17 protein-coding genes are annotated in these 15,840 nt (G+C 29.4%); 12 read left to right on the top strand and 5 right to left on the bottom strand.

The window, feature by feature from the left end; translation table 11 throughout:
• Positions 1-15: 15 nt before the first annotated feature.
• From Q0W06_RS00680 to Q0W06_RS00655, 6 genes are read left to right on the top strand one after another with little or no spacing between them, the layout of a single operon-like run.
• On the top strand, positions 16-465 hold the full coding sequence (locus tag Q0W06_RS00680) for an urease accessory protein UreE (protein ID WP_297629937.1): 450 nt from the start codon (positions 16-18) through the stop codon (positions 463-465).
• Positions 440-1,153, top strand: coding sequence for an urease accessory protein UreF (locus Q0W06_RS00675; RefSeq protein ID WP_297629935.1), 714 nt, complete (start codon positions 440-442; stop codon positions 1,151-1,153). The genes Q0W06_RS00680 and Q0W06_RS00675 overlap by 26 nt, the downstream gene beginning before the upstream one ends.
• A 26-nt stretch (positions 1,154-1,179) precedes the next feature.
• Positions 1,180-1,788, top strand: a complete 609-nt coding sequence (gene ureG, locus Q0W06_RS00670; protein ID WP_297629932.1) for an urease accessory protein UreG — start codon at positions 1,180-1,182, stop codon at positions 1,786-1,788.
• On the top strand, positions 1,789-2,637 hold the full coding sequence (locus Q0W06_RS00665) for an urease accessory protein UreD (protein WP_297629929.1): 849 nt from the start codon (positions 1,789-1,791) through the stop codon (positions 2,635-2,637).
• Between the two features lie 14 nt (positions 2,638-2,651).
• Positions 2,652-3,860, top strand: coding sequence for an ammonium transporter (locus Q0W06_RS00660; RefSeq protein ID WP_297629926.1), 1,209 nt, complete (start codon positions 2,652-2,654; stop codon positions 3,858-3,860).
• A gap of 19 nt (positions 3,861-3,879) precedes the next feature.
• Positions 3,880-4,401, top strand: coding sequence for an AmiS/UreI family transporter (locus tag Q0W06_RS00655; protein ID WP_297629923.1), 522 nt, complete (start codon positions 3,880-3,882; stop codon positions 4,399-4,401).
• A gap of 56 nt (positions 4,402-4,457) precedes the next feature.
• Here the strand turns inward: Q0W06_RS00655 and Q0W06_RS00650 are convergent, their stop codons facing one another.
• The gene (locus tag Q0W06_RS00650; RefSeq protein WP_297629920.1) at positions 4,458-4,970 is read right to left on the bottom strand and encodes a ferritin; all 513 of its coding nucleotides are present in this window, start codon (positions 4,968-4,970) and stop codon (positions 4,458-4,460) included.
• Positions 4,971-5,132: 162 nt separating this feature from the next.
• Between Q0W06_RS00650 and Q0W06_RS00645 the strand changes: the two genes are divergently transcribed.
• Both Q0W06_RS00645 and Q0W06_RS00640 read left to right on the top strand, forming a co-directional pair.
• Positions 5,133-5,681 (top strand): manganese efflux pump MntP family protein, encoded by a 549-nt coding sequence (locus Q0W06_RS00645; protein WP_297629918.1) that lies wholly within the window; start codon positions 5,133-5,135, stop codon positions 5,679-5,681.
• Between the two features lie 97 nt (positions 5,682-5,778).
• Positions 5,779-6,669: an N-acetylmuramoyl-L-alanine amidase gene (locus tag Q0W06_RS00640; protein WP_297629915.1), complete on the top strand. Its 891-nt coding sequence runs from the start codon at positions 5,779-5,781 to the stop codon at positions 6,667-6,669.
• Positions 6,670-6,709: 40 nt separating this feature from the next.
• On the opposite strand, the gene Q0W06_RS00635 is transcribed toward Q0W06_RS00640, so the two are convergent.
• Positions 6,710-7,606, bottom strand: a complete 897-nt coding sequence (locus Q0W06_RS00635; protein WP_297629912.1) for an aldo/keto reductase — start codon at positions 7,604-7,606, stop codon at positions 6,710-6,712.
• 146 nt (positions 7,607-7,752) lie between these two features.
• Between Q0W06_RS00635 and Q0W06_RS00630 the strand changes: the two genes are divergently transcribed.
• Positions 7,753-8,688, top strand: coding sequence for an SAM-dependent methyltransferase (locus Q0W06_RS00630; protein ID WP_297629909.1), 936 nt, complete (start codon positions 7,753-7,755; stop codon positions 8,686-8,688).
• Positions 8,689-8,738: 50 nt separating this feature from the next.
• Here the strand turns inward: Q0W06_RS00630 and Q0W06_RS00625 are convergent, their stop codons facing one another.
• Genes Q0W06_RS00625 through Q0W06_RS00615 form a run of 3 tightly spaced genes read right to left on the bottom strand, consistent with a single transcriptional unit; the run spans position 8,739 to position 10,200 of the window.
• Entirely contained in the window at positions 8,739-9,236 is a 498-nt protein-coding gene (locus tag Q0W06_RS00625) for a hypothetical protein (protein WP_297629906.1), read from the bottom strand.
• A gap of 5 nt (positions 9,237-9,241) precedes the next feature.
• A complete protein-coding gene (locus Q0W06_RS00620; RefSeq protein ID WP_297629903.1) occupies positions 9,242-9,685 on the bottom strand; it encodes a DUF4430 domain-containing protein in 444 nt (147 codons plus the stop codon).
• 14 nt (positions 9,686-9,699) lie between these two features.
• On the bottom strand, positions 9,700-10,200 hold the full coding sequence (locus Q0W06_RS00615; RefSeq protein WP_297629901.1) for a hypothetical protein: 501 nt from the start codon (positions 10,198-10,200) through the stop codon (positions 9,700-9,702).
• Positions 10,201-10,363: 163 nt separating this feature from the next.
• Here Q0W06_RS00615 and Q0W06_RS00610 point away from each other — a divergent pair, with 163 nt between their 5' ends.
• The 3 genes from Q0W06_RS00610 to tyrP all read left to right on the top strand — a co-directional run bounded on the left by Q0W06_RS00610 (position 10,364) and on the right by tyrP (position 15,839).
• The gene (locus Q0W06_RS00610; protein ID WP_297629898.1) at positions 10,364-11,530 is read left to right on the top strand and encodes an iron-containing alcohol dehydrogenase; all 1,167 of its coding nucleotides are present in this window, start codon (positions 10,364-10,366) and stop codon (positions 11,528-11,530) included.
• 837 nt (positions 11,531-12,367) lie between these two features.
• On the top strand, positions 12,368-14,218 hold the full coding sequence (gene tdc, locus Q0W06_RS00605; RefSeq protein ID WP_297629895.1) for a tyrosine decarboxylase: 1,851 nt from the start codon (positions 12,368-12,370) through the stop codon (positions 14,216-14,218).
• 184 nt (positions 14,219-14,402) lie between these two features.
• Positions 14,403-15,839, top strand: a complete 1,437-nt coding sequence (gene tyrP, locus Q0W06_RS00600; RefSeq protein ID WP_297629892.1) for a tyrosine-tyramine antiporter — start codon at positions 14,403-14,405, stop codon at positions 15,837-15,839.
• Position 15,840: the final 1 nt, after the last annotated feature.

Genomic DNA, 15,840 nt, shown 5'->3' with positions numbered 1-15,840 from the left:
AGGAGAGGCGATAAAATGATATTAGAGAAAGTGTTAGGGAATTTAGAAAACACTAACTTAGAAGGGTGTCACGTAGAAAAAATTTACTTAGACAATGAAGATATGTTAAAGCGAATAATAAGAGTTCAATCTGATCATGGAAAAGACTATGGAATTTCACTTACAGATGGAAGCAAGTTAAAAGACGGAGATATATTATTTAATGATGGACATAATGCAGTAGTTGTAAAAATTAATAGTGAAGATGTTCTAGTTATAAAACCAAAAGATATGACAGAGATGGGAAAAATAGCACATGAAATTGGAAATAAGCATTTACCAGCACAATTTATAAATGGAGAAATGATAATTCAATATGACTCTGTTGTAGAAACGGGATTAAAACATGATGGAATAAAATATGTTAGGGAAAATTTACACTTAAAAGAGGCATTTAGACATGTTGATTTCATGCATAGACATTAAAGAAAATCTTAAAATACTAGAAATTATGCAAATTTGTGATTCAAACTTTCCAATAGGTTCATTTAATCACTCTTATGGAATGGAAACATATTTAAGAGATGATAGGATAAAAAATACAGATACTTGCAGAGAGTGGATACAGGCGTTTTTTAAGAATCAATTTATATATAGTGAAGGTTATTCTATAAAACTTTTATATGGATATTTAGAAGAAGAAAATTATGAGAAAGTTTTAGAACTTGATAGAAGAATAACTGTACAGTGTATGGCGGCTGAAACTAGAAATGGAAATAAGTTGGTAGCTAGAAGAATGGCTGAATTATTTTTAGATCTTTATGAATCAAAAAGACTTGAAAAATATTTAGCTGATATGAAGACCAAAAAGGCCTTTGGAAATCCAGCGATAGTATTTGGAATATTATTATTTGAACTTGGAATTAATTATAAAAATGCAATTCAGTATTACATGTATAGTACTGCATCTACATTAATCCAAAATGCTGTTAGAACAATTCCGTTAGGACAAAAGGATGGGCAGATTCTTTTAAAAGAATGTGCAGAGAGTTTTTGTGAGCTAAGTGAAATTATAGAAGGATTTGATGAAGATATGTTTGGAGCTAATGTTCCAGGGATAGAACTTGCACAAATTCAACATGAAACTTTAATATTTAGATTATTTATGTCATAAGAAATTTTAATAATGAGGTGATTTATATGAGACCAGTAGTTATAGGTGTTGGTGGCCCAGTTGGAAGTGGTAAAACACTTTTAATTGAAAGAGTTACAAGACAAATAAATAAAGATTATAAATGTGCGGTTATAACAAATGATATTTATACAAAAGAAGATGCTAAGTTTATGGTTAAAAATTCTGTATTACCAGAAGATAGGGTAATTGGAGTAGAAACTGGAGGATGTCCACATACAGCAATAAGAGAAGACGCATCAATGAATTTTTCAGCAATTGAAGAATTGAAAAATAGATTTGATGATTTAGATATTATTTTCTTAGAAAGTGGAGGAGATAATTTAGCAGCTACATTTAGTCCGGATTTAGTGGATTTCTCAATTTATATAATTGATGTTGCCCAAGGTGAAAAAATTCCAAGAAAAGCAGGGCAAGGAATGATAAAGAGTGATCTTTTTATCATAAATAAAATAGATTTAGCACCATATGTTGGTGCTGATTTAGACATAATGAAAAAAGATACTCTAAACTTTAGAAAAGAAAACACGTTTATTTTCACTAATTTAAAAACTGATGAAGGAATAAATACAGTTATTGATTGGATAAAGAAACATTGTCTATTAGAGGGTATATAGATGTTAAATGCAGCTGATAGAAAGAATGAATTTGATGGATATATTCATTTGGTTTTAGAGAAAAGTGGAGATAAAACTATTACAACTAAGAGAGCTTTTGATGGAGTAATGAGAGTTTCTCCAACTATCCATCTAGACAGAGAAGAAATTTCTACATATTTTTTAGTGCAAATAGGTGGTGGATATGTAGAAGGAGAAAAATTTTTAAATACTATTGAATTAAAAGAAAATGCTAGAGCTATAATAACATCTCAAGCATCTACTAAGATATATAAATGTGAAAATGATTTAGAAACATATCAAGAAACACATATTAAATTAGAAGATAATAGTATTTTAGAATTTATTACCGATCCTGTGATATTGTTTAAAGATGCAAAATATAAGCAAGTAAATAATGTATATATGACTGAAGAAAGTAGTTTGATTTATACAGACGGTATAACAGCAGGATGGTCTCCAGATGGAGAAAACTTTAAATATAAAAGTGGAAAACTAAAAACTAATGTATACCTTAATGATAAGCTAGTAGCATTAGATAATTTAGTTTTAGAGCCAAGTAAGTATGATATAAATAGAATCGGTTATTTAGAAGGATATTTAAATTTTGGAACGCTCTTAGTTATAGATAAAAGAATAACGAAAGAATTTATAGAAAACATAAGAAAAGAATTAGAAGATATAGATTTAAATTTAAGCTTTGGAATAAGTAGCTTAGAGATAAATGGATTTATACTTAGAGTTATAGGAAATATGACGGGAGAAATTGAAAGTGTCATAACAAAATGTCATAACTATGTAAGAAGAGAATTATTTAATTCTCTTCCTATAACTATACGTAAGTATTAAGCGGAGGTGAAATTATGCTAGAAGGTGTAGTACACGGAAACGTGGCCTTTATGATACTATCAACAGTATTAGTTTTTGTAATGACTCCAGGGCTTGCATTTTTTTATGGTGGATTAGTTGAAAAGAAAAATTCACTAACAATTATGTTACAAGTATTTATTTCTATAGGGGTAGTAACATTAATGTGGGTATTTGGAGGATTTAGCCTTGTATTTGGGAAAGATTTAGGTGGTATTATAGGTGATCCATCACAGTTTTTTGCCTTTAGAAATATAGATTTTGTTGTTAATCCAAGTTATGGATTAACAATACCATTTATAATGTTCTTTATGTATCAATTAATGTTCGCAATTATAACATTGCCATTAATGACAGGAGCTATAGCAAATCGAATGAGAATAAGAGGGTGGATAACACTTCTTATAATATGGATGATAGTTGTATATTTTCCAGTAGCACATTGGATTTGGGGTGGTGGATTTTTAGCTAAGATGGGATTTGTAGACTTTGCAGGAGGAACTGTAATTCATGTAAGTTCAGGATTCTCAGGGCTCGCAGCAATTTATGTCTTAGGAAGAAGAGCGGTACCAAATGAAAAAGGACCTTTCAATTTAGGGTTAGTATCAATAGGAGCAGCATTACTTTTATTTGGTTGGTTTGGATTTAATGCAGGTGGAACTTTAGCAGCTGCAGATACAGCTGCCATTGTATTTACAAATACAGGAATGGCAGGAGCGGCAGGAATGATTGTTTGGACTATAATGCATTATATAGAAGAAAAAAAGTTCTCGTTTTTAGAGCCTTTAATTGGAGCGGTAGCAGGTCTTGCAACAGTTACACCGGCTTCAGGGTATGTAACACCGCTATCAGCAACATTAATTGGAGCAGTAGCAGGAATATTTTGTTTTCTATGTGTTAAATTTGCTAAAAAAAGAGGTTGGGATGATGCGCTAGATGTTTGGGGAGTTCACGGAATGGGTGGATTTTTAGGGACAGTTTTAATTGGCGTTTTGGCAAATAAACTTGTAAATGGTGTAAGCGCAGGAGGAAGGCAATTTTTAGTTCAATTATTTGGAGCGGTATTGGTGGCTATTTATTCAGTAATAGTAACATTTATAATAATGAAAATAATTGATAGAAAAGGCTTTATTAGAGTAACAAAAGAAGAACAAGAAAAGGGATTAGACGAAGTATTATTAGAAGAAAGATACGATACAGATTAAAAAAGGAGGAACTAAATTTATGTTAGGAGCAGTTCTTTTATATGTAGGATTTGTACTTATGATAAATGGAATAGGAAATCTTACTAAGATACCACCTAAGTCAACAGCAATAATGAATCTTTTTACAGGAACTTTATCTATAGTTGTTAACTTTGGAACACTTTTAGTTGAGCAAGTTCAAACACCAGCAAACTCAACAGCATTCTATGCAGCTGGAACAGGTCTTTTATTTGGATTTACATATTTGTTTATTGGTATAAATTCAATATTTAATTTAGATACAAGAACTTTTGCATGGTATTCATTATTTGTTGCTATAACAACAATACCAGCAGGTATTCTTCAATGGCAAGAAGGTGGTATTTGGAATTATTTAATGGCACTTATATGGTGGGCATGGGGTGTTCTATGGGTAACAGCACCAATTGAAACGCTTTGGAAAAAACCCCTTGGGAATTTTACTCCATGGCTTAGTATATTTGAGGGAGTATTTACAGCATGGATTCCAGGATTTTTAATATTAATGGGATTATGGACTTAATAGAATATAAGAAAAAATAAGAATGAGAATAAAAAATTCTCATTCTTATTTTTTTCCTAAGCTTGTATAGTAGGATCTACAAAAACTCTTTTTGCAAGTTCATCATCTAGCATATACATACCAGTTGGGTTTCCTTCAAGTCTTCTAACTTTCTTTAAAATAGTTTGGAAGTTATTTTCTTCTTCAACTTGTTCATCGATAAACCATTTTAAAAGACTGATAGTAGCATGCTCTCTTTCAGCCGTTGCAATATCAGTTAAGTGATAAATTTTACTTGTAACTAATTGTTCATGTTCAAAGCCAGTTTCAAAAACTTCAATTATATTATTATAACCTGCCTTTGGCGCTTCAATAGCATCTAAGGTTACAGTACCACCTTTTTGGAAAATATAATCATAAAATTTCATGGCATGAGCTAGTTCTTCTTTAGCTTGAACTCTAAAGAAATTAGCAACCCCACTTAGGTCAACTGATTCAGCATAGCTAGCCATAGCTAAATAAGTATATGAAGAATAAAACTCAAAATTAACTTGTTCATTTAAAGCATCTAGTAAAGTTTGACTTAACATAAAAATTCCTCCTTTGTATTTTCTTAATACTTAAATTTTAATACGTATTACAAAAAAATTCAAATAGCGACAAAAAAATAAAGAGAAATAATGAGTAAATATATATTTTTTATGTGGAAAGTGATAGAATTAAATTTCAATACAAAAAGAGGAGGATTGAAAATGAGTTTCATTTCGATAATATTAATAGGTATAGCGTTAGCAATGGATGCCTTTGCAGTTACATTATCAAGAAGTATATGTTATAGAAAATTTAAGATAAGTAGAACTGTTTATTTAGGGCTTACATTTGGAGTTTTTCAAGGTGTAATGATATTGATAGGAAGATTTATAGGTGGATATTTTTCTACGTTAATTGATAAATATAATTCAATTATTGTATTTATAATATTTGTGGGACTTGGGGTCAAACTTTTGATAGATGCCATAAAAAATGAAAAAGAAGAAGAAGTCATGAATGAGATTAAGTTTAAAACATTAATGGTGTTAGGATTTGCAACAAGTATTGATGCATTAGCTGTAGGTGTAACTTTTGTAGGAAATAAAGGGAATATAATATGGGCACCTTTAATTATTGGTGTAGTAACATTTATTCTTACAGCTATTGCATCAGTTTTAGGGTGTTCAATTGGAAATAAAGTTGAGAAAAGAATTGGTGAATTTATTGGGGCAGTAATTTTAATTGGACTAGGATTAAAAGTATTATTTTAAAATAAACATAATAATAAATATCTTTATAGTAATATGGACCACAAATAAATTTTTTGCATATTTTATTAATGAAAGGAATATTTGAGGAGGTATTAATATGAAGATAGCAATACGTGCAGGTCATACCTTTAGTGTATTAGGAGCAAGAGGAATATTAGATGAGACTACTGAAAATAGAAAAGTTAAAGATGCAGTAGTTAAATATTTAAAATTAACTAATCATTCAGTATTAGATGTAACACCTAATGATAGTTATAACACTGTGAGTAAGGAGATAAGTTACGGGGTTAGTAAAGCAAATGAGTGGGGAGCAGATATATTTTTAAGTATTCATTTTAATAAAGCATATACAAGTTATAATGGAGTATTAGGAACAGAGGTTTTAGTTTATAATGGGAATGCTACTAATAAGGAAGCAAAAGAAGTTTTAAAAAGTATAACTGATTTAGGATTTAAAAATCGAGGAATAAAGGAACGAAAAGATTTAGGTGAACTTAGGTTAACTGATATGAAATCTATGATAGTTGAAATATGTTTTATAGAAGCTGTAAAAGATGTGGAGCTATATAAGAACATTGGATTTGATAAAATTGGACGTCAAATCGCAGAAGCATTGGTTGGAAAAATAGAAGCTGAAAAACCAGTGAAACCGGTAATACCAGAAACAATAAAGCCAAAAGAAAATTGGATAATAGATTTACAAAAAGAATTAAATAAAAATTATAATGGAAATCTTATTGTAGATGGAATAGCAGGAGTAAAAACTTTAAAGGTATGTCCTGTGATGAAAAGTGGAAACAAAGGAAATCTTGTGAAAATTTTACAAAACAGATTAATAAAATTAGGATTTTCTTGTGGAAGTAGTGGCACAGATGGAGCTTTTGGTCAAGGGACAAAGAAAGCTGTTATAGAATATCAAAAAGCTAATAAGCTTGAAGCAGATGGGGTTATAGGAAATTTAACTTGGAAAAAGCTTTTAAATTTATAGAATAAAAAGTGGTGTTGCCTTTTTGACAACACCATTTTTATTAATCAACAGATTTTCCTAAAGCTGCTTGAAGAATTAAATACCAATCTTCATGAGATAAATTTATATCTAATGCAGAAATTGCAGTTTTAACTCTTAGAATCTTACTACTTCCTACAATAGGCATTATTTTAGCTGGATGCTTTAAAATCCATGCATATGCTAATTGATCAATTGATTTTGCACTATATTTTTCTTTTAAATCATTAAGACATGCACGAACTCTCATAGCTTGTTCGCAATCATCTTTGAATAATTTTCCACCAGCTAATGGAGACCAAGCCATTATAGGCATGTCCTTTAATAGTGATTGATCTAAAGAACCATCACTTAGTGGAGTGGTATGAAGAGTTGAGAACTCTATTTGATTTGTAACTAATTTCCCATCATAAAAAGAATCTAATAGATTGACTTGTGAAGGAGTAAAGTTTGAAACACCAAATTCTCTAACTTTTCCTTGCTTTTTGATAGTATTAAAAGCATCGGCAACTTCAACTGGATCCATTAAAAAATCAGGTCTATGAATTAAAGCTACATCTATATAATCTACACCTAATCGAATTAAGGAATTATCTATAGAATTTACGATATGCTCTTTTGTAGAATTATAATGTGGAGTTGTAACATCTTTAAAAAGTGATTCTATAGGTGGCTTTATACCACATTTAGTTACAATTTCTATTTGGTTACGAATAGTTTTATCTAAATTCATAGCTTCTCTTTGATATGTTTCTGAAAGATAAATATCAGCAGTATCAAAAGTAGTTATACCCATATCTATACAACTTTTCATAAAGTTTAAAGTCTCTTCAGGAGTTTGATTCCAATGGCCAAGTCTCCAAAATCCTTGAATTATTTTAGAGAAAGAAAGCTCATCAGTTAGTTTTACTCTTTCCATATTATACACCTCTTTAAATTATACTTACCTATATTTTACACTTTAATGTATACATTTTCAAATAATAACTTTTAAAACTTTGTACAGATTAGCAGATTAATATATAATAAAAGTTAATGTTAAAAGAAAAGGAAGTAAGAAAACACATGAGTAATAGAAATGAAAAATATTTATATATAGTAAATTATCCTAAGTTTGAAGAAGAATTATGTATGATGGAAATGCGGGAAGTATTTAATAAAAAACCGGAAAATAAAGTTTTTACTTCAAATATAGAATTTAATCAATCTAGCAGTCCATTTATAAAAAATAGATTAGATATTATTTATGAGGAAGATAGTTTAGAAAGTATCTTAGAGAATATAAAAAGGGAAAAATTATCCTTCGAAAAGTTTAAGGTTGAATATTTAAAATTAGAAGAAGGAAATGTACCTTATAATGAAAGACTTCATGCAGTAAGAGAAATTGGATTTGTTATAACAGGATTTCCAGATATACATAACCCAGAGATAAGTATTGGGGTAACTAGATATAATGGAAAATGGTTACTTGGAATAAATAAAAGAAATGATTATGAATGGCATATGCATGATAAAAAACCTTGTTCATATTCAAATTCATTAAGTACTAGAGTTGCAAAATCTATAGTTAATATTGCAAATAAAGGAGATTTAGATGTAAAAATTATAGATCCATGTTGTGGAGTTGGGACTACTTTAATAGAAGGATTAAGTATTGGAGCAGATATATGTGGATGTGAAATAAATCCACAAATTGCATGTAATGCAAAGAGAAATTTAGAGTTCTTTGGATTAGAACAAAGAGTAACTAAGGGAAGCATGCATGACTTAAAAGAAAAGTTTCAAGTTTCAATTATTGATATTCCGTATGGATTATTTACTAAAACTACTGAACAAGAGCAAAGTGATATTATAAAAACAGCAAGAAGAATAAGTGATAAAATGATAATAATAACATTTGAAGATATGAGCAAAATGATAGATGAGGCTGGATTTAAAATTATAGATACATGTAAAGTTTGCAAGGGACAATTCATTAGATATGTATCTATATGTATATAGAAATAGAAAATAATAAAAAGTAGTTAGCTTAATTAAGCTAACTACTTTTATTATTCTTTATTTAAGCTTAGAAACGCTCTTTTAAGAGGTTTTAATAAGAAAAGTACTCCTAAAAATGTACAAAGGGTAGATCCAATATCAGTTTCAAATCCAAGTATTAATCTTACCATTAAAGCATGACCGCCTAAACCGCTAGAGATTATAAATGGTAAATCAATAAGTGTTCCACAGATAAATGTTAAAAATGCGCCTACAAAGGCTAATACATATTCAGATTTACACCTTTTATATAAAGAATTATAAATTAATATATATTGAGGGAATAGAATAAAGTACATTATTACCCACATTCCAAAACCGTACATTAATATAACCACAAAGCACCAGATAATAACTGCAAAATAAGCTGTTTTTTTAGGAACATATACTCCATAGAGTAGTAAAACAAAGTTTGTGATACTAACATACATTAAAGTCGAACCAAAATAATAAACAACTATTAAAATAGCAGCTAATATGGCCGTGCGAGTTATTTCCTTAGCTGACACTTCTCTTACCCTGCATTATTAGTGAAAACAAATTGGACACTATCACCATTTGCTAAATTTATTTTATCAGCAGCAGGAGCAGCACCTACACCAAGGTTTAATTTTTGTGATGGTGAGTCATAAGAATACATCCACCATGGACCTTTATCCATATTAGTTGAATTAACACCCATTAATCCAGTAATAAAAGGGCCCCATTTAGTTTGTTCAAACTTAACATTAAGTTCTGATTGATTATCTTTTAAGAAATCAGCTAGAGTTTTAGCATTAGTTTCGAACTTTTTATCTTTTAATAGATATTTGTGATCAAGAGAGTTTTCTATTGTTATAGTAATAGTTTTTTCTCCTTTTTGACCTGCAATTAAATTTTTCCCCGCAAAAACTACACCAATAACTACTAGTACAGCAACTATAGCTATAATTATTTTTGGTAAAATTGATTTTTTCATTATGTATAACTCCTTTAATATGATTTAGATATAAAAATTTTTTCTTCTATATTATGAAGTCTATTTACTTCTAAAGAAAAAAGAAAAAGCAAATTAGTCATTAGATTAGAAAAATCTAATAATAGGTCTGGAAAGTCGATTCCAGAATTTCTAAGAACATAAAGCTGACGGCAAACTTGTTTAGAAACACCTCGTGCAACATGGTATTCGCAAGCAATAGGATGTCCTACTGGATATACAAAACCAGAAATTCTGTCTTTATTTAAATCTTTAAGTTTGGATATTAATTTTAGTCCATAAGTTAAATCATCTTCAAAAATAGCAACTTTACCGCGGATGGATCCGTTTAGATGAAGAACTTTATCCATAAGCCAAAAAGTTTCTTCTTTTAATGGAGTGTCTAATGATAGTATTCTTCCCAATATAGAAGAAAGATAATCAGTTAGAACTTCATGATCAACAGAACCAAAAGGTTCATTTAAAAATGGATAAGAAATTAAATCAATATTTTTCATAAATATACTCCTAAAATCTAATTGAGGTAACTTGTTAAGTATTACCTACAATATCATAGTATAATGGTAAGGATTAAAAAAGTAAAACAAAAAAATATTAATATTATAATAATAAAGTGGAAAATATAATATAATTAAGGAAAAAATGATTAGGAGGTAAGACATGAAAAATTTTCATTATTCTATAAAGACAGATATTCATTTTGGGAGAGGGGCTATAGAAGAACTTCCAGAAGAAATAAAAAAATATGGACAAAAGGTATTATTAGTATATGGTGGTGGAAGTATTAGAAAAATAGGGCTTTACGATAGAGTATTAGACTTATTAAATGAAAATAATATAAAATGCATTGAAATATCTGGAGTTGAACCAAATCCAAGAATTGATACAGTAAGAAGAGGTGTAAGATTTGTAAAAGGGGATAGAATCGATGTTATCTTGCCAATAGGAGGAGGAAGTACAATAGACTGTGCTAAAGCAATTGCGGCAGGAGGATTATATGATGGAGATCCGTGGGATTTGATAGTTGATCCATCAAAAATAGAGAAAACAATACCTATAATATCAGTTTTAACATTAGCCGCAACAGGTTCAGAAATGGATGCAGGGGCAGTTATAAGTAATTTAGAAACTAAAGAGAAATTAGGCTTTGGGCATTGGAGTTTAAGACCAAAATCATCTATATTAGATCCAGAATATACGTATACTGTTCCTAAAAATCAAACAGCAGCAGGAACAGCAGATATAATGAGTCACATATTTGAAGTATATTTTAGTAATGATAAAGGAGCTTTTTTACAAGATAGAATGTGTGAAGCTCTTTTAAAGACATGTATTCATTATGGACCTATAGCGTATAATGATGGTGAAAATTATGAAGCAAGAGCAAATTTAATGTGGGCATCTAGTTTAGGCATAAATGGATTATTATCTAGTGGAAAAGGAGATCCGTGGACAGTTCATCCAATTGAACATGAATTAAGTGCATATTATGATATAACACATGGGGTAGGCTTAGCTATTTTAACACCACACTGGATGGAATATGTATTAAATGAGAAGACTTTAGACAAATTTGTAGAGTTTGGAATAAATGTTTGGGATATAGATAGAACTTTAGAAAAAGAAGAAATAGCGAAAGAGGCTATTAAAATGACAAAAAAATTCTTTAATGAAATATTAGAAATTCCATCAAATCTTAGAAGATTAAATATAACAGAAGAACATTTTGAAGAAATGGCAGGACATTGTACTAGGAATGGAAATATTAAAGGATATAAAGAATTAAATAAGAAAGATATTATAGAGATTTATAAAAAATCATTATAAAACATGGCTACACTTTAGAAATTATAAAAAAATTTCTAAAGTGTATATTCATATTCATAATTAAAGAAAGTAAACGTTGCATAGTTTAGCAATAAAATAAAAGTGATAATTAATAAAATTATCAAAAAAAAAAGCTGATTTAGACTATTACAGGTTATAAAAAGTGAATAAAGTTACTAAATAAAGAGCAAATAGTTAACTAAATATACTTTAAAAGGATAAAAATATTTATAAAAAGTAAATAAAATGAATAATATATGAAGGGAAAAAAATGAGAAATTAATTTGAAAAGAATGGAGTTTGACAAAAAAAATAAAAGGTCTATCATAAAATATGTAAAGCGGTTCGAAAGACAGCTGAAACAAAAACCGAATTAGTTAATTATTATCTACGGGCTATAGATAGTAATAAGGTAATTACGAGTTAAAAGTGAAAATTATTGAGAAGTTAAAGACCTTTTATAAATTTAGTACATATTACTAAGTTTAAATGAGTAGGAGTTTAATTGAAAAATTAAACAGATTTATTAGGTATTATTCAAAAATTTTTCATGTTCTTATATTATTAAGAACTAGATAACATTTAGTGAGTATTAATACAAGCTATGTTGGAGAACTAGTTTGTATTAATACAGAATGTTATTAAACTAGGTATTATTTAAATTAATATTGATAAAACTTAATTTGAATTTGGACAAGGTTCATTTAAATTAATTTTATATACACAAAAAAGAAAAAATGGATATATGGTAATTTAAAATGAAGTTTTATAGTTGTTGTAGGCGTAAAAAAGCATTTTAAATGGTCATATGATTCGTAAATTTAAGGAGATGTTAAAATGAGTGAGAAAGATTTAAACTTAAAAGCCTTATTTTTAGGACCAAAATCAGAAAATAAAGATGTTTATACTAAACACCTTAACAGATTATTTGATGATCATAGTGAATGGAGAAAAAACTACCATCCAGAAGATCAACCAATAATAAAGAGAGAAGACTTAAATGCTGCTGATTTCGCTATAACAGCTGAAAAAGTAGAAGACGTTTTAACTCAATTATCAATAAAATTAAGATCACAATCATTACCATGGCATTCACCAAGATTCTTAGGACATATGAACTCAGAAACTTTAATGCCAGCAATATTAGGATATTTTGCAGCTATGTTATACAACGGAAATAACGTTGCTTACGAATCATCACCAGGAACTTCAGAAATGGAAGAAGAAGTTGGAGCTGATTTTGCTAAATTAATGAGCTACGAAAAAGGATGGGGACATATTTCAGCAGATGGATCAATAGCTAACTTAGAAGCTATTTGGTATGCTAGAAACATAAAATCATTACCACTTGCAATGAAACAAGTTGCACCTGAATTAGTTGAAGGTAAAACTGAGTGGGAATTATTAAACATGTCAACTGAAGATATCTTAGATCTAGCTGATAAAGCTAAAGATTTTGATTCAATAAAAAATAACTCAGCTAGAGGCGATGGAACTAAGATTGATAAATTAGGAAAATGGTTTGTTCCAAGAACAAAACATTACTCATGGCTTAAAGCTGCTGACATAATCGGTTTAGGAACTGAAAATGTACAAGAAATAGATGTTAATGAAAAATTCAGAATGAAAGTTGATGAATTAGAAGTTGCTATCAGAGAAAATGCTGCAAAAGGAATTCCTACTTTAGGAGTTGTTGGAGTAGTTGGTTCAACTGAAGAAGGTGCTGTAGATGATATACATAAAATTATAGCATTAAGAAATAAGTTAGCTAAAGAAGGAATCTACTTCTATGTACACATTGATGCTGCATACGGCGGATATGCTAGATCAATCTTCTTAGATGAAAACTATGATTTTATTCCAGAAGATCAGTTACATGCTAAATATATGGAACATGGAGTATTCTTAAATGAACAAACTCAATGGCCATCAAATGACACTTATGAAGCATTCAAAGCTATAAGTGAAGCTGAAACTGTAACTATCGATCCACATAAAATGGGATATATTCCTTATTCAGCTGGTGGGATAGTTATAAAAGACAAAAGAATGAGAGAAGTTATTTCATACTTCGCAACTTACGTATTTGAAAAAGGAATGGATATTCCTGCATTACTTGGAGCATTTATGCTTGAAGGTTCAAAAGCTGGAGCAACTGCTGCATCAGTATGGACTGCACACAGAGTTATGCCATTAAACATTACTGGATACGGTAAATTAATGGGAGCTGGTATTGAAGGAGCTTGGAACTTACACAACCATTTTGAAAATAGAGAATTTATGGTTAATGGTAAGAAAATCATACTTCATACATTAGTTCAACCAGATTTCAATATGTTAGACTTCTCATTCAATGAAGCTGGAAACACTGATTTAGCTAAAATGAATGCATTAAACCATGACTTCTATGAAGAAGCTTCATATGTAAATGGTGGATTATACGATAATGATTTCATAACTTCACATACTGATTTCGCAGTAGAAGAATATGGAAATAGTCCATTCCCATATGTTGAAAGACTTGGATTCTCAAGACCTGAGTGGGATAATGTACAAAAAGTTACTGTATTAAGAGCATGTGTACTTTCACCATTCATAAATGACTTATCTACTTTTGAAGAATATATGGAAAAAGTTGATATAGCTATTCAAAAGAAATTAGAAAGAATATACAACAGAATGAAATAATTTTTGTTAAGATAAAAACTGCTAGTAAATTTACTAGCAGTTTTTTTTATGCAAAAATACTTAAAGAGAATGAGAAAAAATATAGATTATATGGAAGAATAAGGCTTGTATAATAAATATTACTTTAACACATACTGAAATAGAGTAATAATACTCAATTCATTTTAAGAAAGGAAGTATTTTTATGGGAGCTGAAAAGAAATTATCTTTAGTTCAATTAGTTGGTATCACTATGGCTTTCTTTGGGACTGTAAGAAGTGTTCCAACACTTGCTGCAACAGGATGGACACAAATTTCATATTTAATTGCAGCAGTAGTATTATTTGCAATTCCGATAGCATTAATTGCAGCGGAACTTGCAACAGCATATCCAAAGGAAGGAGGTCCACAAGTATGGGTGAAAGAAGCTTTTGGTGAAAGATTTGGTTTTGTTACTTCATGGCTTTTGTGGGTTCAAATGTTTTTTGGAATGGTTATGATAGCATCAACTATTGGTGTTATGATTGGTTATGGATTAGGAAATCCAAAACTTGCACAGAATAATACATTTATCTTTATTTGTATTATTGTTGGATATTGGCTTGTAACTTTACTTAACTTAAGAGTTGATATGGTTAAAATAGTTGGTAACTGGGGAGCGGTAATTGGAGTATATATTCCCTTTGCATTATTAATTATCTTAGGATTAATTTATTGGGCAAAATTTGGCTTAAATCCTCAAGGATATTTAGCTGGAGGATTTTCTGCGAGTAAGGCGTTCCCTAATTTTAGTAATAGTGGAACATTAACTTTATTCTCTGCAATTATATTTATTTTTGCAGGAATTGAAATATCATCTGTTCATGCAAATAATATTGATAATCCTAAAAAGAATTATCCAGTAGCAATAATATTTACTTTAATAGTTATTATTATATTAAATTTAATTACTGGATTAACTATGGCAAATGTAGTTCCAAATGGAACTATGGAATTTTCAAATATATTACAACCTTTTTCACTATATTTTAAAGCTTTAGGAATTCCTATGATATTTACAAATATTATTGGCTGGATGATAGCTGTAGGAATTTTAGCACAATTATCAGCTTGGGTTTTAGGACCATCAAAAGCTATGATCAAAGTAGCTGAAGAAGGATTATTACCTCGAGCATTTCAAAAAAGAAATGATAAAGGTGTTCCTGTTACATTTGTTATAATTCAAGCAATAGTAATTTCACTATTGGCATTTGTATATGTTGTAGTGCCAAATGTAAATACAGCATTTGTAATGATTACTATAACAACTACAATTATATATTGTTTAGCATACGTTTTAATGATTCTTGCAATCATTAAATTAAGATATTCAAAACCAGAGCTTGAAAGACCATTTAGATTAGGTGGTATGGGAACTATGTGGTTTGTTGCAATATTAGCATTAATTGGAGTTGTATTAACTATTATTGCAAGTTTAATTCCATTATCAGGAATAAGTGCAGTAGCATATGTATCATTCCAAGTAATTGCATCAGTTGCAATGTTCATAATACCACTAATCATTTATGCAGCTAAAAAACCTAGTTGGAAAAAAACGGGTGGACCAGAACAGGAAAAAATGGAAGAATACATACCAAAATAAG

Origin of the sequence: uncultured Clostridium sp., assembly GCF_947072515.1 — a bacterium.
Classification (GTDB): Bacteria; Bacillota; Clostridia; order Clostridiales; family Clostridiaceae; genus Clostridium.
The sequence above is the reverse complement of the archived record's forward strand: the minus strand, read 5'-3'. Positions and strand labels throughout refer to the sequence as shown.

Excerpts from the sequence above, each read along its gene's own strand:
- Q0W06_RS00680 (WP_297629937.1), top strand. The coding sequence starts at position 16 with ATGATATTAGAGAAAGTGTTAGGGAATTTAGAAAACACTAACTTAGAA.
- Q0W06_RS00675 (WP_297629935.1), top strand. The coding sequence starts at position 440 with ATGTTGATTTCATGCATAGACATTAAAGAAAATCTTAAAATACTAGAA.
- ureG (WP_297629932.1), top strand. The coding sequence starts at position 1,180 with ATGAGACCAGTAGTTATAGGTGTTGGTGGCCCAGTTGGAAGTGGTAAA.
- Q0W06_RS00665 (WP_297629929.1), top strand. The coding sequence starts at position 1,789 with ATGTTAAATGCAGCTGATAGAAAGAATGAATTTGATGGATATATTCAT.
- Q0W06_RS00660 (WP_297629926.1), top strand. The coding sequence starts at position 2,652 with ATGCTAGAAGGTGTAGTACACGGAAACGTGGCCTTTATGATACTATCA.
- Q0W06_RS00655 (WP_297629923.1), top strand. The coding sequence starts at position 3,880 with ATGTTAGGAGCAGTTCTTTTATATGTAGGATTTGTACTTATGATAAAT.
- Q0W06_RS00650 (WP_297629920.1), bottom strand. The coding sequence starts at position 4,970 with ATGTTAAGTCAAACTTTACTAGATGCTTTAAATGAACAAGTTAATTTT.
- Q0W06_RS00645 (WP_297629918.1), top strand. The coding sequence starts at position 5,133 with ATGAGTTTCATTTCGATAATATTAATAGGTATAGCGTTAGCAATGGAT.
- Q0W06_RS00640 (WP_297629915.1), top strand. The coding sequence starts at position 5,779 with ATGAAGATAGCAATACGTGCAGGTCATACCTTTAGTGTATTAGGAGCA.
- Q0W06_RS00635 (WP_297629912.1), bottom strand. The coding sequence starts at position 7,606 with ATGGAAAGAGTAAAACTAACTGATGAGCTTTCTTTCTCTAAAATAATT.
- Q0W06_RS00630 (WP_297629909.1), top strand. The coding sequence starts at position 7,753 with ATGAGTAATAGAAATGAAAAATATTTATATATAGTAAATTATCCTAAG.
- Q0W06_RS00620 (WP_297629903.1), bottom strand. The coding sequence starts at position 9,685 with ATGAAAAAATCAATTTTACCAAAAATAATTATAGCTATAGTTGCTGTA.
- Q0W06_RS00615 (WP_297629901.1), bottom strand. The coding sequence starts at position 10,200 with ATGAAAAATATTGATTTAATTTCTTATCCATTTTTAAATGAACCTTTT.
- Q0W06_RS00610 (WP_297629898.1), top strand. The coding sequence starts at position 10,364 with ATGAAAAATTTTCATTATTCTATAAAGACAGATATTCATTTTGGGAGA.
- tdc (WP_297629895.1), top strand. The coding sequence starts at position 12,368 with ATGAGTGAGAAAGATTTAAACTTAAAAGCCTTATTTTTAGGACCAAAA.
- tyrP (WP_297629892.1), top strand. The coding sequence starts at position 14,403 with ATGGGAGCTGAAAAGAAATTATCTTTAGTTCAATTAGTTGGTATCACT.